The 22303-nt window shown below is 54.0% G+C and carries 22 protein-coding genes; all 22 read right to left on the minus strand.

Going from position 1 to position 22303, the window contains the following annotated elements; translation table 11 throughout:
- Positions 1–444: 444 nt before the first annotated feature.
- Entirely contained in the window at positions 445–1941 is a 1497-nt protein-coding gene (gene lysS / locus KXG62_RS29735) for a lysine--tRNA ligase (RefSeq protein ID WP_218095645.1), read from the minus strand.
- Between the two features lie 150 nt (positions 1942–2091).
- Entirely contained in the window at positions 2092–2568 is a 477-nt protein-coding gene (gene greA, locus KXG62_RS29740; RefSeq protein WP_218095646.1) for a transcription elongation factor GreA, read from the minus strand.
- A gap of 194 nt (positions 2569–2762) precedes the next feature.
- Positions 2763–3773 (minus strand): tRNA dihydrouridine synthase DusB, encoded by a 1011-nt coding sequence (gene dusB, locus KXG62_RS29745; protein WP_218095647.1) that lies wholly within the window; start codon positions 3771–3773, stop codon positions 2763–2765.
- A 30-nt stretch (positions 3774–3803) separates the two neighbouring features.
- On the minus strand, positions 3804–4016 hold the full coding sequence (locus KXG62_RS29750) for a helix-turn-helix domain-containing protein (protein WP_218095648.1): 213 nt from the start codon (positions 4014–4016) through the stop codon (positions 3804–3806).
- On the minus strand, positions 4004–4522 hold the full coding sequence (folK, locus tag KXG62_RS29755) for a 2-amino-4-hydroxy-6-hydroxymethyldihydropteridine diphosphokinase (protein ID WP_218095684.1): 519 nt from the start codon (positions 4520–4522) through the stop codon (positions 4004–4006). Before folK ends, KXG62_RS29750 begins: the two co-directional genes overlap by 13 nt.
- Positions 4523–4527: 5 nt before the next feature.
- Complete coding sequence (folB, locus tag KXG62_RS29760) at positions 4528–4890, minus strand: dihydroneopterin aldolase (RefSeq protein ID WP_218095649.1); 363 nt, start codon at positions 4888–4890, stop codon at positions 4528–4530.
- Positions 4891–4929: 39 nt separating this feature from the next.
- Positions 4930–5760: a dihydropteroate synthase gene (folP, locus tag KXG62_RS29765; protein ID WP_218095650.1), complete on the minus strand. Its 831-nt coding sequence runs from the start codon at positions 5758–5760 to the stop codon at positions 4930–4932.
- Positions 5757–6674, minus strand: a complete 918-nt coding sequence (locus KXG62_RS29770) for an aminotransferase class IV (protein ID WP_218095651.1) — start codon at positions 6672–6674, stop codon at positions 5757–5759. The genes folP and KXG62_RS29770 overlap by 4 nt, the downstream gene beginning before the upstream one ends.
- A complete protein-coding gene (pabA, locus tag KXG62_RS29775; RefSeq protein WP_218095652.1) occupies positions 6671–7252 on the minus strand; it encodes an aminodeoxychorismate/anthranilate synthase component II in 582 nt (193 codons plus the stop codon). The genes KXG62_RS29770 and pabA overlap by 4 nt, the downstream gene beginning before the upstream one ends.
- Positions 7249–8805 (minus strand): anthranilate synthase component I family protein, encoded by a 1557-nt coding sequence (locus KXG62_RS29780; protein WP_218095653.1) that lies wholly within the window; start codon positions 8803–8805, stop codon positions 7249–7251. The genes pabA and KXG62_RS29780 overlap by 4 nt, the downstream gene beginning before the upstream one ends.
- Positions 8806–8944: 139 nt before the next feature.
- Positions 8945–9883 (minus strand): cysteine synthase A, encoded by a 939-nt coding sequence (cysK, locus tag KXG62_RS29785; RefSeq protein ID WP_218095654.1) that lies wholly within the window; start codon positions 9881–9883, stop codon positions 8945–8947.
- 113 nt (positions 9884–9996) lie between these two features.
- Positions 9997–10935 carry a peptidyl-prolyl cis-trans isomerase gene (locus tag KXG62_RS29790; protein ID WP_218095655.1) on the minus strand — a complete coding sequence of 313 codons (939 nt, stop codon included), beginning with the start codon at positions 10933–10935 and terminating at the stop codon, positions 9997–9999.
- A 32-nt stretch (positions 10936–10967) separates the two neighbouring features.
- Positions 10968–11840: an Hsp33 family molecular chaperone HslO gene (hslO, locus tag KXG62_RS29795; protein WP_218095656.1), complete on the minus strand. Its 873-nt coding sequence runs from the start codon at positions 11838–11840 to the stop codon at positions 10968–10970.
- 55 nt (positions 11841–11895) lie between these two features.
- Positions 11896–12660, minus strand: coding sequence for a type III pantothenate kinase (locus tag KXG62_RS29800; protein ID WP_218095657.1), 765 nt, complete (start codon positions 12658–12660; stop codon positions 11896–11898).
- Entirely contained in the window at positions 12660–13535 is an 876-nt protein-coding gene (gene nadC / locus KXG62_RS29805; RefSeq protein WP_218095658.1) for a carboxylating nicotinate-nucleotide diphosphorylase, read from the minus strand. The genes KXG62_RS29800 and nadC overlap by 1 nt, the downstream gene beginning before the upstream one ends.
- A complete protein-coding gene (nadB, locus tag KXG62_RS29810; RefSeq protein WP_218095659.1) occupies positions 13528–15141 on the minus strand; it encodes an L-aspartate oxidase in 1614 nt (537 codons plus the stop codon). The genes nadC and nadB overlap by 8 nt, the downstream gene beginning before the upstream one ends.
- A gap of 39 nt (positions 15142–15180) precedes the next feature.
- Positions 15181–16119: a quinolinate synthase NadA gene (gene nadA, locus KXG62_RS29815; protein WP_218095660.1), complete on the minus strand. Its 939-nt coding sequence runs from the start codon at positions 16117–16119 to the stop codon at positions 15181–15183.
- A 315-nt stretch (positions 16120–16434) separates the two neighbouring features.
- Positions 16435–18393 (minus strand): ATP-dependent zinc metalloprotease FtsH, encoded by a 1959-nt coding sequence (gene ftsH, locus KXG62_RS29820; RefSeq protein ID WP_218095661.1) that lies wholly within the window; start codon positions 18391–18393, stop codon positions 16435–16437.
- A 71-nt stretch (positions 18394–18464) separates the two neighbouring features.
- Entirely contained in the window at positions 18465–19004 is a 540-nt protein-coding gene (gene hpt / locus KXG62_RS29825; RefSeq protein WP_218095662.1) for a hypoxanthine phosphoribosyltransferase, read from the minus strand.
- 43 nt (positions 19005–19047) lie between these two features.
- Positions 19048–20493, minus strand: coding sequence for a tRNA lysidine(34) synthetase TilS (tilS, locus tag KXG62_RS29830; RefSeq protein ID WP_218095663.1), 1446 nt, complete (start codon positions 20491–20493; stop codon positions 19048–19050).
- 33 nt (positions 20494–20526) lie between these two features.
- Positions 20527–21438, minus strand: a complete 912-nt coding sequence (locus KXG62_RS29835; RefSeq protein ID WP_246627709.1) for a protein kinase domain-containing protein — start codon at positions 21436–21438, stop codon at positions 20527–20529.
- Positions 21422–22198: a vWA domain-containing protein gene (locus KXG62_RS29840; RefSeq protein ID WP_218095665.1), complete on the minus strand. Its 777-nt coding sequence runs from the start codon at positions 22196–22198 to the stop codon at positions 21422–21424. The genes KXG62_RS29835 and KXG62_RS29840 overlap by 17 nt, the downstream gene beginning before the upstream one ends.
- Positions 22199–22303 lie beyond the last annotated feature (105 nt).

A 22303-nucleotide genomic window follows, 5' to 3' on the forward strand; every position in this document is an offset into this window, starting at 1 on the left:
CCGCCAGCGTTCGTCCTGAGCCAGGATCAAACTCTCCATTAAGGTTGCTTGCATAACCCGAAGATTATGTTCGCTATAATGTAAGCTGATTGAGCTCAAAATTTACTGCTAGCGAGAATTTGCATTCTCTATTTCACTCACTCGTTGTTCAGTTTTCAAAGAGCAATTCGTTTCATTTCCCGACATCATTTGCTGTCGGTTGTTGTCGACCGTTTCAGCGGCGACTTAATTAATATATCACATTCGCCCAGTTCAATGCAAGTGTTTTTTTTGAACTTCATTTTCACTTGCTGTTCTGCCGCAAAAGCGACAAGGAGTAATATAGCACAAACGAAGCAGCGAATGCAACTTTAATTTTGGACATATGATCAAACCGTTTTCCATCAAAAGATCGGGCATATAAAAAAGCAAGCTACCCGTAGGCAGCTTGCTTTCGTTGTACACCTATTCGCCCTGGCGCTCCCGCATAAGCGGAAACAGCAGCACATCCCGAATCGAAGGGGCGTCTGTAAGCAGCATGACCAGCCGATCGATCCCGATGCCGAGCCCGCCCGTTGGCGGCATGCCGTATTCAAGCGCGCGGACGAAATCCTCGTCCATCTCATGCGCTTCGTCATTTCCTTGTTCACGCTCGACAAGCTGCGCTTCAAACCGCTCGCGCTGATCGATGGGATCGTTCAGCTCAGTGAACGCATTAGCATGCTCGCGCGCCACGATAAACAGCTCGAAACGATCCGTGAACCGCTCGTCCGCCGCGCTTTTCTTGGCAAGCGGAGAGATGGCTACCGGATGGCCCGTAATAAACGTAGGCTGAATTAACGTTTGTTCAACAAACGTCTCGAAGAACGCGTTCACAATATGACCGAATGTCATCATCGGCTCGACCGGAACTTTATGCTCCTTGGCCAGACGATGCGCTTCTTCGTCGCTCATCTGAACGCTGAAGTCCACGCCTACCACTTCCTTGATCGCATCAACCATGGAGACACGGCGCCACGCCGGGGCAAGATCAATCTGCTGCCCCTGGTACGTAATCGTGGTGGTTCCGAGCACTTCTTGGGCAATATGCGCCACCATTTCTTCGGTGAGCTTCATAATATCTTTGTAATCCGCGTACGCTTCATACAGTTCGATCATCGTGAATTCGGGATTATGGCGCGTGGAAATCCCCTCGTTCCGATAAACGCGGCCGATTTCGTACACCTTCTCCATCCCTCCCACAATCAAACGCTTCAAATGAAGCTCGATCGCGATCCGCATATACAGCTGCATATCCAGCGCGTTATGATGCGTAATGAACGGTCGTGCGGCCGCGCCTCCGGCAATGGCATGCAGGGTTGGCGTCTCCACTTCCAAGTAACCGCGCGCATCGAGATAACGCCGCATCGATTGAATGATTTTGGAACGGGCGATAAAAGTTTGCTGCACGTCCTGATTCATGATCAAATCGACATAACGCTGACGGTAGCGCAGCTCTACGTCTTTTAGCCCATGATATTTTTCCGGCAGCGGGAGCAGCGATTTGGACAGCACTTCAACAGACTTCGCCTTCACGGAAAGCTCGCCTGTCTTCGTCTTGAACACTGTGCCGCGAATGCCGATCAAATCGCCGATATCCAGCAGATCATATGCTTTATAGGGAGTTTCCCCTACAGCGTCCGCGCGAACATAAATTTGGATTTTCCCCGTAATGTCCTGCAGATGAGCGAAACCTGCTTTTCCCATTTCCCGTTTCTGCATGATGCGTCCGGCAATGCTGACTTCGGCTTCCAGCGCCTCCAGCTCTTCCTTGGACTTGTCCTCGTACGCCTTCGCAATTTCTGCCGCGCGATGCGTTCTTTCGAACTTTTGCCCGAAAGGATCGATGCCGAGGCTGCGCAGCTCGTCCAATTTTGCTCTGCGGATTTGCAGCAGTTCATTTAATTCCAGTTCGACTGACATGATTCCAACTCCTTGAATTGTTCGGAATAATCCGTTGCGCACCCTAAGAAAAGCCCCTATCGGAGCTGCTCTGCGTTACAACTATATATCGCGCCGGCAAAGCGGCTGCCTGCTTAGCAAAAAAGCTTCCCAAGGAAGCTTTTACGCGCACTACTTCTTGATATCGATGATCTCATATTGAATGACGCCCGCCGGTACGTTCACGTCAACGGTCGCGCCTTTACGTTTTCCCAAAATGGCTTTGCCGACCGGACTTTCGTTGGAAATTTTATTTTGGAACGGGTCGGATTCCGCCGTACCTACGATGGAATACTCCACGATGTCACCGAATTCCAGGTCCTTCAATGTCACGATCGAACCGACGCTCACCGTATCGGTATCCACTTCGTCATTGCTGATGATGCGGGCATTCCGAAGCATCTTCTCCAGCGTGATGATCCGGCCTTCGTTAAACGCTTGCTCGTTCTTAGCGTCCTCATATTCCGAGTTTTCGCTAATATCGCCGTAGCCGATAGCGACTTTGATCCGCTCCGCCACTTCGCGGCGTTTAACCGATTTCAAATGTTCAAGCTCTTCTTCGAGCTTCTTTAAGCCTTCCTGGGTGAGAATAACTTCTTTTTCGCTCATTGCGACCGATCTCCCATCATGTGAAGGATTTTCATAGTTCGAGCTGAATCGATTATGAATTCACTTGATTACCAATATATGAACGTACCAAGGCGAAATGACCATGCCCGGGACCTCAATTTATATTGACTGATTATATTTCAACCCAATAAAAATGTCAATGTAAGCCAAAGACGGCGCACCGGCCGTCAAGCTTAATGCACTGCAGCGGACGGCTCCGTGCCCGATTCCCGACCGACTGTCGTTGCGATAAAATCGTTCAGCAGCTGCACGAGCGCCTCCCGCTTCGTCTGCTCCATAATCGCATCTTTGATGCGAGCCGCTCCGTGGAGACCTTTCAAATACCACGCCAAATGCTTGCGCATTTCTTTCACGGCGACCGCTTCGCCCTTCAGCGCGGTCAACCGGTCCAGGTGCAGGATGGCGATACGGATTTTCTCCTGCGGCGTCGGATCGTCCGGAAGCTCCCCTTTGGTAAGATATTGAATCGTCCGGTACAGCATCCACGGATTGCCCAACGCGGCGCGGCCGATCATCACCCCGTCTACGCCGGCATGATCAAGCATGCGCTGGGCGTCCTCCGGGGTAAATACGTCGCCGTTGCCGATAACCGGTATCGATACAGACTGTTTGACTTCCTTAATGATGTCCCAATTGGCATGGCCCGTATACATTTGGACGCGAGTGCGGCCATGGACGGATACGGCAGCTCCGCCGCCATTTTCGACCGCTTTGGCGTTTTGTACGGCATAAATATGATCGTCATCCCAGCCGATGCGCATTTTGACTGTCAGCGGTTTGCTGACCGCCTTGCTCACCGTGGATACCATTTGTTCGATTTTCCCCGGGTCGAGCAGCCAGCGGGCGCCGGCGTCGCACTTCGTGATCTTCGGCACGGGACAGCCCATATTGATATCGATGATATCCGCGTTCGTATGCTGGTCGACATATTTGGCGGCTTCCAGCAGCGACTCGGTATCGCCTCCGAAAATTTGCAGGCTGAGCGGCTTCTCCCGCTCGTCCACGAACAACATCTCCATCGTGCGATGGTTACCATGCAGTATCGCTTTGTCGCTAACCATCTCGGCACATACAAGGCCGCAGCCAAACTCCTTGGCGATTAAGCGGAACGCCGGGTTGCAGACACCCGCCATCGGGGCCAATACGACTTTATTGGGGGCCGTTACATTTCCGATTTGCAGCATTATTCATTCCTCCTTTCATTGCAAGCCTGTTTATCTGGATGCGGAGATTAGTTCTTCCGGCGCGATGCCCAGCACTTCCGAAATTTTGCGGATAATTCTCGGATCCGGCTTTCGCGTCCCCCGTTCGATGGAACCAAGCACCGAAATCGAGATGTCGAGCTTCTCCGCCAATTCGTTCTGCGTGTATCCCTTCAGCTTGCGAAATGCCCGGATACGCTGAGCGACAGCACTCAATTTGTCCACAATTTAACGCCTTCCTTTCCTTCCGCCCGTTCAAGATGCCGGTTCAACTCCATTGCCCTCTCCGGCTCATGCGGCTTCATGACTTCAATTAAAGGCACAAGCACGAAGGCACGTTCCAGCATGCGAGGATGAGGTAAAATAAGGTCCGGGCGGTCTTGCACCATATCACCGTACAATAACAGATCGAGGTCGATCGTCCGCGGGCCCCAGCGGATCTCACGCTTGCGTCCCAGCATTTGCTCCGCTTGAAGCATTTGCTCGAAAAGGCGCTCTGCCGTCAACGTCGTTTCAACCCGAATAACCATATTCAAAAATGGATCCTGCTCCACATAGCCTACCGGTTCCGTCTCGTACCTACCTGACGTTCCCGTCACCTGTACTTCCGGGTGCTCCTGCAGCAGCCTAACCGCCTCCTGCAAATAACGCTCCCGGTCGCCGATATTCGAGCCCAGACCAATGTACGCCCGTTCCGTTCGCCGGTCCGGCTGCGATTCCCCAACGTCCATGTCCATCATGCCCGCTTTCTATGAATTTCAACCGTGACCCCGTCGAAGTGGATTGCCACCGGGGGGTGCGACTTCAGCACGCGCACGGTAATTTCATTTATACTAGTATAAGTTCGGAGCACCTCAGATGCAACCTGCTCCGCCAGCGCCTCTATCAGCTTGAACGTCCGCTGTTCGACAATTCGTTTGATGAGCTCATGCACTTCCGCATAATTGACGGTAAGCCCGAGATCATCCGACTTCCCCGCCCGATCGAGCGGCATATGCAGCTCGACATCGACGTAAAAACGCTGTCCGAGTACATTTTCCTCAGGAAATACGCCGTGATTGCCGTAAAAAGCCATGCCTTTCATTATGATTTTATCCAAGACTACCGAGACCTCCTTCACCGCGTATTCAAATAGGCGCTACCGGGCATTCTTCATCGCATCGGTCATGCGCGCCACCCGCTTCATTTCCTTTACATCGTGTACTCTAACGATCTGGCAGCCTTGCGCGATACCGAGCGCGACGGTCGCCGCCGTCCCTTCTACGATATCGCCCGCAGGGAGCCCCAGCGTCCGCTGGATCATGCTTTTTCTTGATGTGCCGAGCAGAACCGGGTAACCGAGCTCCACGATCCGGTCCAAATAATTCATCAGCTGCAAATTCTGTTCATACGATTTGGCAAAGCCGATGCCCGGATCGAGAATAATGTGCTCGTCCCGTATGCCCGCAGCGTGTGCACGCCGTACGGTTTCCCGCAAATCGTCCACGACGTCCTGGATAAAGCTAGCATACACCGCTTCGGTCCGATTATGCATAAGGACAATCGGGCTGCCATATGCAGCGGCCACTTCCGCCATGATCGGGTCCCGCTGCAATCCCCATATATCGTTGAGCCAATCCGCACCAGCCTCAAGTGCCTGCCTGGCCGTCTCGGCCTTATAAGTGTCCACGGAGATCGGGATCGTCAGCCCCGCAGCCCGGATCGCCCGAATCGCCGGGATAACCCGTCGCAATTCTTCCTCCAGCGGCACGGGGGCAAATCCCGGACGCGTCGATTCCCCTCCGATGTCGAGCACATCGGCGCCATCCTCAATCAATTGCTTCGCCCGACCGACCGCAAGCTGTGGATCGATGTACTGCCCTCCGTCCGAGAACGAATCCGGGGTAACGTTCAAGATGCCCATCACCAGCGTACGTCCGCTATAATCAAGCACCCCGTTCCGACTTTGGATCGTTGTCCGCTTGTTCATTTCACTAGCCCTCCTTCGTCGAGATGCCCGTCGCTCGCAGGCTGTGCTAACTTTCGATAATGCGCCAGCAGCAAACCGGTGAGCGGTCCGATCGAGCCGATTCCAACCGAGCGGCTCATCCCAGCTTCGTCGTACAGACATGTAACCGGGACAAGCTCCTGAATTGAGTTTGTCATGAACACTTCTTCCGCCGCAAGCAGCTCCTCCCAGGTGTACAGCCCTTCCATTACCGGCACTTCGAGCTGCAAGGCCAGCTCCATGACAAATTGGCGCGTGATGCCCGGCAGTAATCCCGTCTCAACGGCAGGCGTCATCAGCGAGCCTTCGCGCACAAAAAACAGATTGCTGACGATCCCTTCACATACATACCCGCGCGTGTCCAAAAATAAACCTTCCGCTCCGGCCGCAGCCGCCCAGGAGTAACGGTTCAATTCTTTTTTCGCCAAAATATTGTTCATGTAATGCAGCGATTTATGCCGCATGAGGCCTTCCGGCGTGTTGCGGCGAAGCTTCAACCGCTGCAGTGCTTTTCCTATCGGTTGTTGAACAACACCGTCGTGAGGCAGCGGCTTGACATACAATACCTCCGTCGGCCGCTCGTAGCTCGCGGTCGGCAGCCCCAGCACGTCCGTCCCCGCCGTTACGGTATACCGAAAGTAGCCGTCCGGCAGCCCGTTAGCCTTCAAAAGCATGGACACCTCTGCGGCCAGTTTGAGCGGGTCCGGTGTAAAATCGATGCCCAGCTCACGACAGCCTACCGCCAAGCGAGAGAGGTGTGTCTCCAGCAAAAAGGGCTTCCCGCCGTACGTGCGGAACGTTTCAAACAGTCCCATTCCATAAAGAAAGCCGTGGTCGTATACGGAGACCATGGCCTTTTTCTCGTCGATCATGCTTCCATTCAGCACAATGTTCACGCTTTGCCCACAACCGTTTCGCGCAAAAAATTGCGCAGCATTTGATGACCGTGGTCTGTAATGATCGATTCCGGATGAAACTGTACGCCTTCGATCGGATAATGCTTATGGCGAAGCCCCATAATCTCGCCTTCCGCCGTTTCGGCGCTAATCTCCAGGCAATCGGGCAGCGTCTCCCGTTTCACGATCAAGGAGTGATAGCGCGTGGCCGTAAACGGCGATGGCAGGTCTTTGAATACCGTTTTGCCATCATGGAATATTTGCGACGTCTTGCCATGCATCAACCGCTCGGCACGAATCACGTCGCCGCCGAACACTTGTCCGATCGATTGATGGCCCAGGCATACGCCGAGAATCGGGACTTTTCCTTTGAAGTGCTCGATCAGGGACAGGCTGATGCCAGCTTCGTTCGGTGTGCAAGGTCCCGGCGAAATGAGAATATGATCCGGCTTCAGCGCCTCAATTCCGGCGAGATCGATCTCGTCGTTGCGCCGTACTTCGATCTGTTCCCCAAGCTCCCCTAAATACTGTACGAGATTGTACGTAAACGAATCGTAATTGTCGATGACCAGAATCATACGCTTCTACCTCCTGCGGCCGCACCGCTCTGTTCGCTGTATTGGATTGCTTTCCACATCGCCTTCGCTTTGTTGATCGACTCCGTGTATTCTTTCTCCGGCACAGAATCGATCACGATCCCCGCGCCGGCCTGCACGTAGCCGACGCCATCCGTAACGACCAGCGTTCGGATAATAATATTGAATTCCGTATCACCGTTATAGTCGATCCAGCCGATCGAGCCAGTGTACGGACCGCGCCGGACCGGCTCCAGCTCTTCGATGATCTCCATCGTCCGGATCTTCGGAGCGCCGGTAATCGTGCCGCCCGGGAAGGTGGCCGCGATGACATCGAACGCATCCCGGCCCTCGGCAAGTTTCCCTTCAACTTGAGATACGATGTGCATCACATGGGAGTAATATTCGATCACCATGAAATCTTTGACTTTCACGGTACCGTAGGTCGAGATCCGCCCCAGGTCGTTGCGCTCCAGATCGACCAGCATAATATGCTCAGCCCGTTCCTTCTCGTTCGAGATCAGCTCGCTCGCCAGACGCTGATCTTCTTCCGCATTCGCCCCGCGCGGCCGCGTTCCGGCGATCGGCCGGGTCCGTACTTCGGCGTCCTCTACTTGAACGAGCAGCTCGGGCGAGCCGGATACAAGCTGAAAATCGGCGAACCGCAGCAGCCCCATGTAGGGAGAAGGATTCACCAGCCGCAGCCACTCGTAGATCGTTTCCGGCGTCTCCTTCAGCGATTTATGCTGACGCACGGAAAGATTAACCTGGAACACGTCGCCGGCTCCGATGTAGCTTTGAATTTTCCGGACAGCCTCGATATACTGTTCTCTTTCAAAGTCGGCGGTAATGCCTTCGATTGATTCGATATCGATCTGCAGCTTGTCTTCACGAATCGCTTCCTTCATGCGTTCCAGCCTGCGCTTCGTTAACTCGCCAGCCCCAGTGGAGACTATACGATCCCACACCGACTTCATACGGTTGGCCGCCGCTGCCGCATCCTCATACCGAATCTTCAGCATCGATGGCGGCGTATCCGGCGTTATGACCGAATGAACCGCACAATACAGCATTTTCTCGGCATGATCGATAATCCACAGCTCTTCCATCCGCATAAACGCGTAATCCGGAACGTTCAAGTCCGCTCGGGCTTGAACCGGGATGCGCTCAATGGAACGGATGACGTCGTAGCCCCAGAACCCGACGCAGCCGCCGATCCATTTGGGTGCCCCGTCGACCTTCGGCGAGCGGTATGGCGCCATCCAACGCTTCACGAGTTGGAGCGGCTTCCCGCTCCACTCCTCCCGCTCGGCTTCTCCCCCGGTGACGACCGCTTGTTCTCCCACGCCGCGAATTGTCGATACCGGAGCCAGTCCGATAAACGTATACCGACCGCCTTTGCCGCTTTCCAGCACGAACGATTCCGGTGCCGCCTCGCGCCAAGCTTGTTCCCACATGAGCGGCCGATCTTCTTGAAGTGGCCAGCTTACGACATAAGGGAGTGCGGTGAATTCACCCGCCCAATGCAACCACTGCTCTAATGAGGTGAGAATCACGCTACTACCCCTCCCGTTCTTCCATAGATGGAATTAGTATACTTGAAAATGCATTCGATGAAAAGCAGATCGCTGCATATAACGACATTGATAAAAAAAAGAAATCCCCTTCACATTGCGAAGGGGACGATGACCCGGATTAGTCTTCAAATTGATAGAGCGGCGTGGAGAGATAGCGTTCGCCGTTGCTCGGAATGATCGCGACGACGCGCTTGCCGGCGCCCAGCTCTTTGGCTACTTTCAACGCGGCGAAGATGGCAGCGCCGGAGGAAATACCGCCGAGGATGCCTTCTTCCTTCGCCACGCGGCGGGAAGTTTCGAACGCTTCGTCGTTTTCGACCGGAATGACTTCGTCATATACGCTCGTATTCAATATATCAGGCACAAAGCCTGCGCCAATGCCTTGAATTTTGTGAGGTCCCGGCTGGCCTCCGGACAAGACCGGAGATGCTTTCGGCTCGACCGCATAAATCTTGATGTTCGGGAAGTTTTCCTTAAGCACGCTGCCGGCGCCCGTAATCGTTCCGCCCGTGCCGATCCCTGCAACGAATGCATCCAGCTTACCGTCGTGGCCTTTGATCGCTTCGACGATTTCCGGACCGGTTGTCTCGCGGTGAACTTTGACGTTCGCCTGGTTTTTGAACTGCTGCGGCATGAAATAGCCCGGATTGGCTGCGACAATATCTTCTGCCCGCTTGATCGCGCCTTTCATTCCCTCTGCTCCCGGCGTGAGCACGAGCTCGGCCCCGTAAGCACGAAGCAGGTTGCGGCGTTCGACGGACATCGTCTCCGGCATGACCAGAATGGCTTTATAACCTTTGGCCGCGGCGACCATCGCAAGCCCGATCCCCGTATTACCGCTGGTCGGCTCGACAATCGTATCCCCCGGTTTGATACGTCCTTCCTGCTCAGCGACTTCAACCATGGAGATTGCGATGCGGTCTTTCACGCTGGCGCCGGGGTTTTGGAACTCCAGCTTCACGTATACCTCTGCGCTGCCTTCCGGAACAACGCGGTTTAATTTGACGAGCGGTGTATCCCCAATCAATTGCGTAACGCTTTGCACTAATCTGGCCATATCCGATTCCCTCTCCTTGTTCAGATGATATCCGAGTATTTTGGTAGGTATTATAATATATATATCTTATCAACCCGCACCTAGGTTGTCAATACGTTTTTGCCAATTGCATCCTATAATGCCTGAAGAATGGCGACCTTCCATTTATCTCGCAGCCTCTTCATGATTTCCTTGATCGAAGGCGCTTCGCGAAGCGCTATTTCTTTGCGGACCTGCTCCTTGATCGCATCGCTCCCGAGCTTCATCGCCTCTTTGCGCTCTTTGAGCTTCAGTACGACGTATTGTCCGTTCAGCTCGATCGGGGCCGACGTTTGTCCCGCCTTCAACTGCTTTGCCGACTTCATGACTACAGGGGGAACGAAAGGATCATCCTCCTCGACCCAGCCGAGATCACCGCCATGATCTCGGGTCGCATCATCAAGCGACCGTTCTTTGGCGACCTGTGCAAAATCGGTGCCCTTCGCCAAATCATTCAGCGTCCGGTTCGCCTGGTCCCTGTTCGCCGTGACGATCTGCGCAAGCCTCAACTGTGCCGGCTGCTTGAATTCTTCGGCATGAGCCTTGATGAACGCCTCTACCTGCTCGTCGGTAATCCGTATCCCTTGCATTGCGATTTTCTCCGACAGCAGCTTGAAATAAATATCTTTTCTAAGCGCCTCCGGCGAGAAGCCGAGCTGCTCCTTCATCGCTTTATAAAATTGTTCCTCACTGTCGTATCCTTGCTGCATCCGCTTGATTTCCTGCTGGACCTCGCCATCGTCCACGCTAATCCCCTGCGCTTTGCCTTCCATGCGAATGACTTCTTGATCAATGATTTGATTGAGCAGTTCCCGGCCATACTTGCTCATCAGCTGCTCTTCCAACATACGAACGGTAATGGTTTTGTCTCCTACGGTTGCTATGGGCCGCGCTCTGTCGTCCTGTTTCGTTTGATCCGGGGTCATCCCGACATTGGATGGCTTCAAGGAATTGGCTGCCAGTACGGAGGAAAGGGAGATCACAGCTATCAGCAAAAATCCGATAGTGCCCCATAATACTTTGACGTTTCGCATCTCCTAATCCCCTCGTACGATCACTCTCATCCTTACAATTGCCTAATGATCTCCTCTAACTGTTCCCCATTGAAACGGTACGCTTCATTGCAAAAATGGCACACCACTTCCGCATGCCCGTTTTCTTCCTGTATACGCTCCATTTCGTTTCGTCCCAAGGACAGCAGCGTGCGTTCCACCCGTTCCCTGGAGCATTTGCACTGGAATCGAATGTCCTCCCGCCGCTCGAGCACTTCCACATCGGGCAGGAATGCGGTAAGAATATTTTCCAGCTTCTCTCCGCGGTCTAACAAGGAAGTAATCGGAGGGAGCGCTCCGAGCTCTTTCTCAATTTGCATGATCTCTTCATCGGCCAGTCCGGGCAAGAGCTGAATAATAAAGCCGCCCGCTGTCTTGACCGTCAAGTTGACATCGACCAGTACGCCCAGCGCTACCGCAGAAGGGGTTTGCTCCGATTTGGCGAAATAATATGTAAAATCTTCACCGAGCTCTCCGGAAATAATCGGCACACTGCCGCGATACGGCTCCTTGAGTCCCAAATCTTTAATGACGTACATAAATCCGTCCGTCCCTACGGCCCCCGCCACGTTGAGCTTGCCAACCGCATTGAGCGGCAGATCGACTGCCGGATTGTCCACATAACCGCGTACGTCTCCCTTGGCATCGGCATCGACGACGATTTGTCCGATTGGACCGTCGCCTTTGACTTGAATGGTCAATTTCTCGTCGCCCTTCAGCATGGCCCCCATCATAATACCGGCCGTAGCCGTCCGTCCCAACGCCGCCGTAGCCACGGGCGTCGTCTGATGCCGTCTTCTCATTTCCTCAACGATGGACGTGGTCAGCACTGCAAACGCGCGGACTTTCCCGCCGTAGGCCGTGGCGCGAATCAAATAATCCTGCATGGAACAAAGCTCCTTCTTATAATCTTAAACCTTGGATGGCAAGCGCCGTGCACCGTTACACGTTGCGTTCGTAAATCAGTTGCAGGCCCTGCAGGGTGAGCAGCGGGTTCACCAGCTCGATCGTCTTGGATTCGGCGGCAATCAGCTCTGCGAGCCCCCCGGTCGCGACGACCTTCGGCTCCGAGCGGAACTCTTGCCGGATTCGTCCCACAATGCCGTCGACTTGGCCTGCGAAGCCGTAAATAATGCCAGCCTGCATCGAGGCGATCGTGTTGCGCCCGACGACGCTCTTCGGCTTGACGAGCTCGATGCGAGGCAGCTTCGCGGCGCGCTGGTAGAGCGCCTCAGTGGAGATGCCGATACCCGGAGCGACCGCTCCTCCGATATACTGCGCCTGTTCGTCGATGTAATCGAACGTCGTAGCAGTGCCGAAATCAACCACAATACACGGCGCGCCGTACAGCTCGATCGCCGCCACACTGTTGACGATCCGGTCCGCTCCGACCTCCCTGGGGTTTTCATAGCGGATATTGAGTCCGGTCTTAATGCCCGGACCCACGATCAGCGGATTCTTCTTTAAGTATTTTAAACATAAAGTCTCGAGCACAAACATCAAAGGAGGAACTACGGAAGAGATAATGACGCCCTCCACCTGATGCAGGGTGATGCCCGCATGATGAAACAAATTGTACATTGTCATGCCGTATTCATCTGCCGTCGCCGACCGGTTGGTGCTGAGCCGCCAATGATGCAGCAGCTCCTTGCCCTCATAAATACCAAGTACGATATTCGTGTTCCCCACGTCCACGACCAAAATCATTAACGGGCCTCCCTTTGTCCCTTTTGCTCGTTCAAATCCAGACTAATATCCAGCGATTGCACCGAATAGGTTAACCGTCCGACCGAAATGACGTCGACCCCCGTTTCCGCCATGCCCCTTACCGTATCCAGAGACACGCTGCCGGACGCTTCTACAATGATATGCGGCGCCTCTTGTTTCATGCGCTGCACCGCCTGCCTCATCCGGTCCGGTGTCATGTTGTCCAGCATAATGATGTCAGGCTTGGCGGCAAGTGCTTCTTCCAGCTGCTCGAAGCTCTCCACTTCCACTTCGATCTTCATCGTATGCGGAATGTGCGCGCGGGCTGCCGCAATCGCCTTGGCGATCCCGCCGGCGCCTTTAATATGATTGTCCTTGATCATGACGGCGTCGTACAAGCCGAACCGGTGATTATGACCGCCACCTACGCGAACCGCGTATTTCTCAAGCATCCGGTGTCCTGGCGTCGTCTTCCGCGTATCGACCAGACGGGTGGGGAGCCCGTCCAGCTGATCGACGAATTGCCGCGTGCGCGTCGCGATACCCGACATTCTCTGCAGCAAGTTAAGCGCAAGCCGTTCTCCAAGCAAAATGCTGCGCGTACTGCCGCTCACCTCAGCGATGACCGTCCCGTAGTCGACCCGGTCGCCGTCGGCCGCTTTCGCTTCAAAGCGAAGCTGCGGGTCCACCAAGGAAAATACCGCTTCAGCCACGACAAGGCCGGCCACAATACCCGTATCCTTCATATGGATGATCCCTTTAGACTGCCCGTCTAAAGGGATGGTTGTCATCGTCGTTACATCGCCCATGCCGATATCTTCTTCCAGCCATAAGCGCAAATTCGCCTCCAGCACGGACCGGTTAAGTTCAAACATCGTCGATCCTTCCTTCCGTTGTCCCGTTTACCCGGTTGAAAATAATATGCTTTTGCCATTGCATATCGTCCTTCTCCGGAAAATCTTCCCGATAGTGCCCGCCGCGGCTTTCCTGCCGGGCCAAAGCGGCTTGCGTCGTTAACAAAGCGCAGTTAAGCAGGTTCGCAAATTCATATTCTTCTCTTTTGGACAAGTGACTGTCGTATATCGTGATGTGCCGCTTCAGTTCCTCGCAGCCTTTCTCCAGGCCCTGGGCATTCCGCTTCAAGCCGACATAGCGCAGCATGACCTTTTGAAGCTTCAATCTCTTTTCCACCACCGGCTGGATGGCGTTATCGTTGCGACCCAGCACCTCCCGGATGACCGGCGTCCTTTCCAACGGCGGCAGGCCCTCGATTCGCTGTACGATGCGGCGGCCGAAAACGATCGCTTCCGACAGCGAGTTGCTGGCCAGCCGATTCGCTCCGTGAACGCCGGTAGACGAAACTTCACCGCATGCGAACAGACGTTTGACTGATGTTTCTCCGTACAGATCCGTTTCGACCCCACCCATCATATAATGCGCGGCCGGAGCGACCGGAATCCAGTCCGACGAAAGATCGAGACCGTAGTTCAAGCAATACTCGTAAATCGTCGGGAACCGGTGCTTCACGGTCTCTTCCGATTCGTGGGTAAAATCAATGTAGACGAACGTCGATTTTGTCTGTTCCATTTCATTCAAGATCGCGCGCGCAACGACATCCCGCGGAGCAAGCTCCAACTGCGGGTGATACTTCTCCATGAAGCGTTCCCCGTTCATGTTGCGCAGGACAGCACCCTCTCCGCGCACCGCTTCGGAGATCAGAAACCGCGGCGCTCCCGGATAGCATAGCGATGTCGGATGAAATTGGACGAATTCGACGTCCCGGATATTCGCTCCGGCCCGGTAGGCGATCGAGATGCCGTCCGCGGTAGCGATTTCCGGATTCGTCGTGTAGCGGTACAGCTGTCCTGCGCCGCCGCTGCAAAGGATTGTCGCATTGGCGCGCACGAAGACTTTTTGCCCGTCCGGCTTCTGTACCAGAGCACCGAAACATTCGCCGTTTTCCGTAATGAGGTCGATCACAAAATGATCGTCCCATATTTCGATCTGCTCATTTTGTTTCGTCCGCTCCGACAATGCCCTTACGATCTCCGCGCCGGTCGCATCGCCTTGGGCATGCAGAATGCGCCGCTGGCTGTGAGCGCCTTCTTTGGTCAGAGCGTAATGCCCGTCTTCCATGTCGAATTCGGTACCCATGCGGATCAAATCCTGGACGCCGTCAGGCCCTTCATGGACGAGCACATCGACGGCGGCCGATGAACAAAGCCCCGCGCCGGCAATGAGTGTGTCCTGCCGGTGGTAGTCCGGCGAATCCTCATCCGAAATGACAGCCGCGATCCCGCCTTGCGCGTAACGCGTATTGCTGTCGAGCAGCGACTTCTTGGTGACCATCATCACCTTGTGCTGCTCTGCCGCCTTCAAAGCGGTAAAAAGACCGGCAATTCCGGCGCCGATCACGATGACATCGGTATGTACATGCGGTAAGCTTTGCAGATCGAAATCGACTAAATAACGAGGAATCATAAGTCCCACCTATCCTTACAAGAAGAGAAGTAGCGCATGCTACTTGACCTGCAGCATGCGCTCCAAGGATGCTCTGGCTTTGTCGGCAACATGAGGCGGTACGTAGATCTGAGGGCCGTTCGTCTCCAGGCATTTGACCACTTTTTTCAAATTATTCACTTTCATATTCGGACAAACCAAATATTTGGTAGCAAAATGGAACTTCTTATTCGGGCTGTCCAGACGCAGCTGATATCCTGTTCCGTCTTCCGTCCCGACGATAAACTCCTGACAGTCCGACTCGCGGCAATATTTAATAATCGCCGTCGTGCTTCCGACGAAATCGCCCATCTTGACCACTTCCGGACGGCATTCCGGATGAACAACGAACTGAGCGTTCGGATACTGCGCCTTCATCTCCTCAACATCTTTTACGGTTAACATATCATGGGTGTTGCAGTAACCTTCCCAGATAATCATCTTTTTATCGGTAAACTTGGATACGTAATCGCCCAAGTTTTTATCCGGTACCCAAATAATTTCATCTGAGTCCACTGCCTCGATCACTTTAATCGCGTTGGCGGACGTACAGCAAATGTCCGTCTCGGACTTCACGTCTGCCGATGTATTAATGTAAGCGACGACTTTGGCGTTCGGATGCTTCTTCTTCAGCGCACGCAGTCCGTCGACATTCACCATATCCGCCATGGGACAGCCGGCTCGTTCGTCTGGAATCAGCACGGTCTTGTTCGGAGCCAAAATTTTAGCGCTTTCTCCCATAAAATGAACGCCGCAAAAGACGATGACATCGGCATCGGTGGAAGCGGCCTTTTGTGCGAGCAGAAACGAGTCCCCGCGAAAATCGGCTACCTCTTGAATTTCATCCCTTTGATAATAATGAGCAAGAATAATAGCGTTTCGTTCCTTTTTCAGCTGAGCGATTCGTTCTTTCAGTTCTCTGTTCTGCTCGGCCTTGCGTTCCAACGCTAATGCTTCCATGGTACACCATCCTTTTTTCTGAACACCTGGTAGTTAGTGAATTACTTCACAAACAGCTTAAAGCTTTGCACCTAAACGCTTGCAGATTTACACCTAATTTACACAACGATCTTGGTTGTGTCAATGATTAAATCGCCGGGAAAAGCTTCGATAAACACTGATTTATCTACGATATGGAGCGTCTTGCTCCCCTCCACTATAGTTTCCCGCCAAACCCTGCTTTTTACCCTAGGCAAGGTTATCCGGCTTCTTCTATGGAACGGCCTCTGATCTTATACAACAAAAGCCGGCGCTTGCGCGCCGGCTCGTTTGCTGCTATTTCTCGTCTTTATGGTCATCCGCATCCTCTTTATCAAAATCCAGCTTGTTGACTCCGGATTCTTGATTTTGGCTTTGGATGTTCACTTTCACATCATCGTTCTTTTGCGACGAATCCTGGCTCGGACCCAGCTTCCCGCTTTCGATCAGCTCGCGAATTTCATCCTTCTCGAGCGTCTCTTTCTCGATCAGCGTTTCGGCGATGAGTCGTACCTGATCCGCGTATTTGGTCAGCGTTTCTTTCGCGTGGTCGTAGCAAGCACGAATGATGCTTTGCATTTCCTGATCAATCTCGTACGCGATGGCGTCGCTATAGTTCTGTTCATGCCCGATATCGCGGCCCAGGAATACTTGGCCTTGCGTCGTGCCGAATTGCATCGGACCGAGCTTATCGCTCATCCCGAACTCGGTAATCATCCGGCGGACGATGCCGGTGGCCCGTTGGAAATCGCTATAGGCGCCGGTTCCGATCTCGCCGATGAACAGCTCCTCGGACACGCGGCCTGCGAGCAAGCCCGTCACTTTATCCAGCAGCTCGGACTTCGTCTGCATCATGCGGTCTTCGCCTTCTTTGGGCAGCATCATCACGTATCCGCCTGCGCGTCCGCGCGGGATGATCGTCACTTTGTGCACCATTTCGGCGTTCTCGACATGGACGCCGACGATCGTATGGCCCGCTTCGTGGAAAGCGACCATCCGCTTCTCACGCTCGCTGATCACGCGGCTTTTCTTCTGCGTACCAACGATGACGCGGTCGAACGCTTCGTCGATTTCATCCATCGAGATATCTTTGCGGTTGCGGCGCGCCGCGATCAATGCCGCTTCATTCAGCAAGTTCTCCAGGTCGGCTCCCGTAAAGCCTGTCGTATAACGGGACAACTGATCGAGCTTGACGTCCTTGGAAAGCGGCTTGTTGCGCGCATGTACTTTCAGCACTGCCTCGCGTCCCTTCACATCCGGACGATCGACCGTAATTTGGCGGTCGAAACGGCCCGGGCGGAGAAGCGCCGGGTCCAAGATGTCCGGGCGGTTCGTCGCGGCTACGATAATAATGCCTTCGTTCGCGCCAAAGCCGTCCATCTCGACAAGAAGCTGATTGAGCGTCTGCTCGCGCTCGTCATGCCCGCCGCCGAGTCCGGCGCCGCGCTGACGGCCGACCGCATCAATCTCATCTATAAATATGATACAAGGTGCATTCTTCTTTGCATTTTCGAACAAATCGCGTACGCGCGATGCCCCGACCCCGACGAACATTTCTACGAAATCGGAACCGCTGATACTGAAGAACGGAACACCGGCTTCACCGGCAACCGCGCGGGCCAGCAAAGTTTTACCTGTACCCGGAGGACCTACGAGAAGTACCCCTTTCGGAATTCGGGCGCCAACGGCCGAAAATTTCCGGGGATCTTTCAAGAATTCAACAACCTCGACTAGCTCCTGCTTCTCTTCGTCAGCGCCGGCAACGTCCTCGAACGTAACCCGCTTCTTCTCCTCATTGTAAAGCCGCGCCCGGCTTTTCCCGAAATTCATTACTTTCCCGCCGCCACCCTGGGCTTGGTTCAGTAAAAAGAAGAACAGGATGAAGATGATCACGAACGGAATAATGGAGGTAAGGAAGCTGATCCAAACGTTGTCCCCTTCCATCTTCTCAATATTCACGTTTGGCACTTCGCTCGTCTGAATCATCTTGAATATTTCGTCGCTGTAAGGTGCACGGGTCTCAAAATTTTTCTTGTCCGCGGCAGGCGCGTTCTTGTATTTCCCCCGAACCAAATACGTTTGAGCGTCATATTTCACAATGATGGATTCGACATTTTTCTGCGCTAACGCTTGCTGAAGCTTATCGTAGCTTATGACATCTTTCTGATCATTTTGCGTGCTGATAAAATGTACGATACCGACGGTGACCAAAAAAATGAGCAGATAAAAGCCCGTATTGCGAATAATTCGATTCATCCCCTACCTCCTCTCAAAAAACGGCAACATTGTATATTGTACCACAGCAAGTCTCGGCATCTCAAGAAATGCTAATGGGAGTACACTTCCGGCTTCAAGATGCCTACATAAGGCAAGTTCCGGTACTTCTCCGCATAGTCTAACCCATAGCCGACCACAAATGCATCGGGGATGACAAATCCTTTGTAATCCGCATCCAAATCCACGGTACGGCGTCCCGGTTTATCGAACAGGGCCGCGATCGTGATCGACTGCGCATTGCGCCGCTCCAGCACGTCAATCAAATAGCTCAGCGTCAAGCCGCTATCGATGATATCCTCAACGATCAGTACATGTCTGCCCTCGACGGAAATATCGAGATCCTTGATGATCTTCACGACACCGGACGACTTGGTCGATGCCCCGTAGCTGGATACGGCCATAAAGTCAATTTCCAGCGGGACGTTAATCTGCTTGACGAGGTCGCCCATAAAAATAAAGGCCCCTTTCAATACGCAGATTACGAGCGGATTACGCCCCTCGAAATCCCGACTGATCGCAGCGCCCATCTCCTTTACTTTGTCTTGAATTTGTTGTTCCGAGTAGAGTGTTTCTTGTACGTCGTTTTGCAAGAGTGATCCTCCCACTTTTCAATTAAAATTGGTTGCATTATGATTATCTTGACATGCTGAAAAGCAGACTCTCCGGCATGTGAAGCTTCATATGTAAATAGCGTACCGTCTCGGCGCTGCATCCGGCATGAGCCGACCTTCTGACACCGGGAAGCCAAAGCACCGTTCCCGCGGCGTCCTCCACAATCGGTATGCGTTCCCTAAGCAGGGGAGGGACTTTTGCGTCGATATACATATCTTTTACTTTTTTCGTTCCGTTTAGTCCGTACGGCTTCATCCGGTCTCCCGGCCTGCGGCTGCGGACCGACAACGGAAAAACAAGCTGGTCGGCATCGAACCACGCCTCATAGGCAGCGGCGCCGCGTTCGCGAGATCCTTCCGTGCCAAGCCAGCGCAGTTCCAGGCTGACTCCGGTCTCCGGAATGGCGATCGCTTCTTGCCCTCGCTCTACAGCATACGCATAAGCCACCGGCTGTAAAACCATAGTATGAACGGCAATACGATCATATTCCCTGACGATCGTAATGTTTTGTCCGATCTCTCTCCGGAAATTCGAAGGCGACTTCGCCGTCATCGCCTGACGGGCCCCTTCAACGGTCACAAAATCAATGCCGTCCGGGTCAGAGGCAAGATAATTTAATATTAGTTTAATCAAACGCCTTTGTAAAGCAACATGTACCCCTGCGAACCAATTTGCGGACCAGGCGTACACCCCGTCCTCCCGGCTTATGTGCCGCGAGGCCAATTCCTTGGTTTCCTGCTCCAAGTAATCGTTTTCCGCAGCAGCCATCTCCGTGAGGTGGAGCAGCGCGGTAGGCAGTTGTTCATTATATTGTCTTAAAAACGGCAGCGCCGCATTCCGGATCTGATTGCGAAAATATTTGTTCTCGAGATTGCTGCTGTCAATGCAATAAGACAGATGCTGCGCCTGGCAGTAATCGACGAGGTCTGATTTGTATATACGAAGCAAGGGGCGAATAAGTTCCAACCCATTTTTTACCATTCTCCGCATTGGCATGCCTGCCAGACCGGACGGCGATGTACCGCGGATCAGCCGCATCAGCGCGGTTTCCGCCTGATCGTCCGCATGGTGGGCCAGCGCCATGCGGCTCGCCCCCGCCCGCTGCGCCGTTTCCGTCAAGAATGCGTAGCGCAGCTCCCTTGCCGCGACTTGCGGATTTTTGCCCGTTTCCCTTATATGCCGCGGCACGTCGATCAGTGTGCTTGTGCAGGGCAGCTGCAGCTCTTGCGCCAGCCGCTCGACAAGCTCAGCCTCCCGCTCCGACTCCTCGCCGCGGAAGCTGTGATTGACGTGGGCGACGGTAAGCTTCCACCCATAGCGCCCGGACAGTGCAAATAGGAGATGCAGCAGCCCGACGGAATCAGGCCCTCCCGATACCGCGACAACGACGCCGTCCCCTGGCGAAATCAAATGTTCCGTACGGATAACCCGCTCTACGCGATCCGTCAATTCTCCTGCAGATCCCATCCCCATAAACCTCTTCCCTTGGCTGAGCGCGCCTCACGGCCAAAACATATAAACCGTCGCTCCGAATAACAGCAGCGAAGCGGCGAAGCATACCTTGATCCAGCCGCCGCTCACCGGCTTCTTGCGAACGGGCCGCTTGGCCAGACTGCGCGCGCGCCAATCGGCAAGCGCTTGCCGCGAACCCGCATATTGGCCGAGCAGCGCCTTGCGCAATACCGGCGCGGCCGGAGCGAGCAGCTCATTGTCTCTAAGCATCTCGATCAGCGCCTCGACGTTGCGATTTTGCGGAAGTATCGCCTTGAACCCTTGAAGGCGCCGCTGCCGGTCCGTTACGCTCAGAAGCAGCACAGCGAAGGAGAACAAATCATATGCCTCGTCCGCCGTGCGCGTGCCGGCATTCCAGAACCCCCGGTCATACACTTCCGTAAACTGCTTGATCGACCGCCCTTTGGCGGTCAATCCGCCGAAATCGATCAGCTCCGTATCGCCGTAGCCGCTAATGATCATATTCTCGGCTTTCAAATCGCCGAACACAAAGCCGCCGGCATGGAGCTCCGTCAGCTTGCGCAGCAGATGCAGACCGACCAGATGCACCCAGTCCCGGCCGTTCTCCGTCAGGAAATCCGTCAACGATTTGCCCCGTATGTACCTCATGACATAAAATGGATAGTCTTTGCCTTCATATGCAAAGTCATCGGAATCGACCATGAACTGCTGAAACGAGCTTGATGACCGGGACAGCGCTTTGAGCGCATTAACCTCCGATTGATGATCATGCGGATCAAAACCCGATTTCAGCGCGTAATGCTGCTTCCCCTTGCGAACAAGATACACTCTGCCGTTCGCGCCTTCGCCGAGAAGCCTTTCTACGCGGTATTGGCCGTTATTCCACTTCCCCTGAATCAGGGTTCCTGCCGGAAAAGCAGGCTCAAACGACGTAGTCACTCCATATCCCATCCCTACCTGCGTTTGCACGGTTGTGTGAGTCGCGGCCGTCCCGGTGCAGTGTTCTGTCTTCCACTTCCAACCCAACGGCATCTCCGGCAATGAACTGAACCACTTTCAGCAGAGCCGGGCCGGTAGGCGTCGTTCCCTTCATGTTTAATTTATAAAACAACCGGTTTAAATTTGCAAGGTCTCGCGTCCAATCCAGATCCATCTCCACCTCCTGCTCGCCTGAAACATTTCCGGGGAAATGAAACACCGATAGCAGGCTTTCGCCGATGCGGGACTGCAAGCTGAGCTGTAAATCATAGATAGCGTCTTTGACGGCGTCAAGTTTGGGCTTCATGCTGGCGCTGGCGTCGATCAGGAGGGATACCTTCAGCGCGGTCGTCTCCGTCAGTTCGTCAATGACGTGCACGACGTCGGAGCGTTGCTCCGGGGGGAGCGCTTCCAGCCTCGAATGCCCGAGAATTGTTCTTAATTCTTCACTTACCACCTGCTGTATCGTCTGAATCACCGTCTTGCGCGTCATCATCTGGACCGTCTGGGACAGCTGCGCAGGCTGGACGATCCGGCTCATGCCGCCCCCGGCTCTGGCGATCGCCTGAATTTCTTCCGCTCCCTGTTCACCTATGCCCCCGCTGTCCAATACGCCAACAACGTGCACGACAATTCCTTCCGCCTTGGCATGGGCAGCCGCCACTACCGGGCTAATCCCTACGTTCGAGCAGCCGTCGGTAATGAGAATGATTTGTTTCATGGCTTCCTGCCTCCCTTCTATCTACTTCCCAGTTTTTCCAATTGGAATATTTCTAAACTTGGAAGAAATCGGTTTGTCGCTATTGCGCCTTGCCTCGGGAGAGCT

It is taken from the genome of Paenibacillus solanacearum (assembly GCF_910593845.1).
Taxonomy (GTDB): Bacteria; Bacillota; Bacilli; order Paenibacillales; family NBRC-103111; genus Paenibacillus_G; species Paenibacillus_G solanacearum.

Excerpts from the sequence above, each read along its gene's own strand:
- ftsH (WP_218095661.1), bottom strand. The coding sequence starts at position 18,393 with ATGAATCGAATTATTCGCAATACGGGCTTTTATCTGCTCATTTTTTTG.
- tilS (WP_218095663.1), bottom strand. The coding sequence starts at position 20,493 with ATGGGATCTGCAGGAGAATTGACGGATCGCGTAGAGCGGGTTATCCGT.
- nadC (WP_218095658.1), bottom strand. The coding sequence starts at position 13,535 with ATGTTTGAACTTAACCGGTCCGTGCTGGAGGCGAATTTGCGCTTATGG.
- pabA (WP_218095652.1), bottom strand. The coding sequence starts at position 7,252 with ATGATTCTGGTCATCGACAATTACGATTCGTTTACGTACAATCTCGTA.
- hslO (WP_218095656.1), bottom strand. The coding sequence starts at position 11,840 with ATGCAGGATTATTTGATTCGCGCCACGGCCTACGGCGGGAAAGTCCGC.
- KXG62_RS29790 (WP_218095655.1), bottom strand. The coding sequence starts at position 10,935 with ATGCGAAACGTCAAAGTATTATGGGGCACTATCGGATTTTTGCTGATA.
- lysS (WP_218095645.1), bottom strand. The coding sequence starts at position 1,941 with ATGTCAGTCGAACTGGAATTAAATGAACTGCTGCAAATCCGCAGAGCA.
- KXG62_RS29800 (WP_218095657.1), bottom strand. The coding sequence starts at position 12,660 with ATGATTTTGGTCGTGGACGTGGGGAACACGAATATCGTACTTGGTATT.
- folK (WP_218095684.1), bottom strand. The coding sequence starts at position 4,522 with ATGGACGTTGGGGAATCGCAGCCGGACCGGCGAACGGAACGGGCGTAC.
- KXG62_RS29840 (WP_218095665.1), bottom strand. The coding sequence starts at position 22,198 with ATGAAACAAATCATTCTCATTACCGACGGCTGCTCGAACGTAGGGATT.
- greA (WP_218095646.1), bottom strand. The coding sequence starts at position 2,568 with ATGAGCGAAAAAGAAGTTATTCTCACCCAGGAAGGCTTAAAGAAGCTC.
- nadB (WP_218095659.1), bottom strand. The coding sequence starts at position 15,141 with ATGATTCCTCGTTATTTAGTCGATTTCGATCTGCAAAGCTTACCGCAT.
- dusB (WP_218095647.1), bottom strand. The coding sequence starts at position 3,773 with ATGCTGCAAATCGGAAATGTAACGGCCCCCAATAAAGTCGTATTGGCC.
- folP (WP_218095650.1), bottom strand. The coding sequence starts at position 5,760 with ATGAACAAGCGGACAACGATCCAAAGTCGGAACGGGGTGCTTGATTAT.
- cysK (WP_218095654.1), bottom strand. The coding sequence starts at position 9,883 with ATGGCCAGATTAGTGCAAAGCGTTACGCAATTGATTGGGGATACACCG.
- nadA (WP_218095660.1), bottom strand. The coding sequence starts at position 16,119 with ATGGAAGCATTAGCGTTGGAACGCAAGGCCGAGCAGAACAGAGAACTG.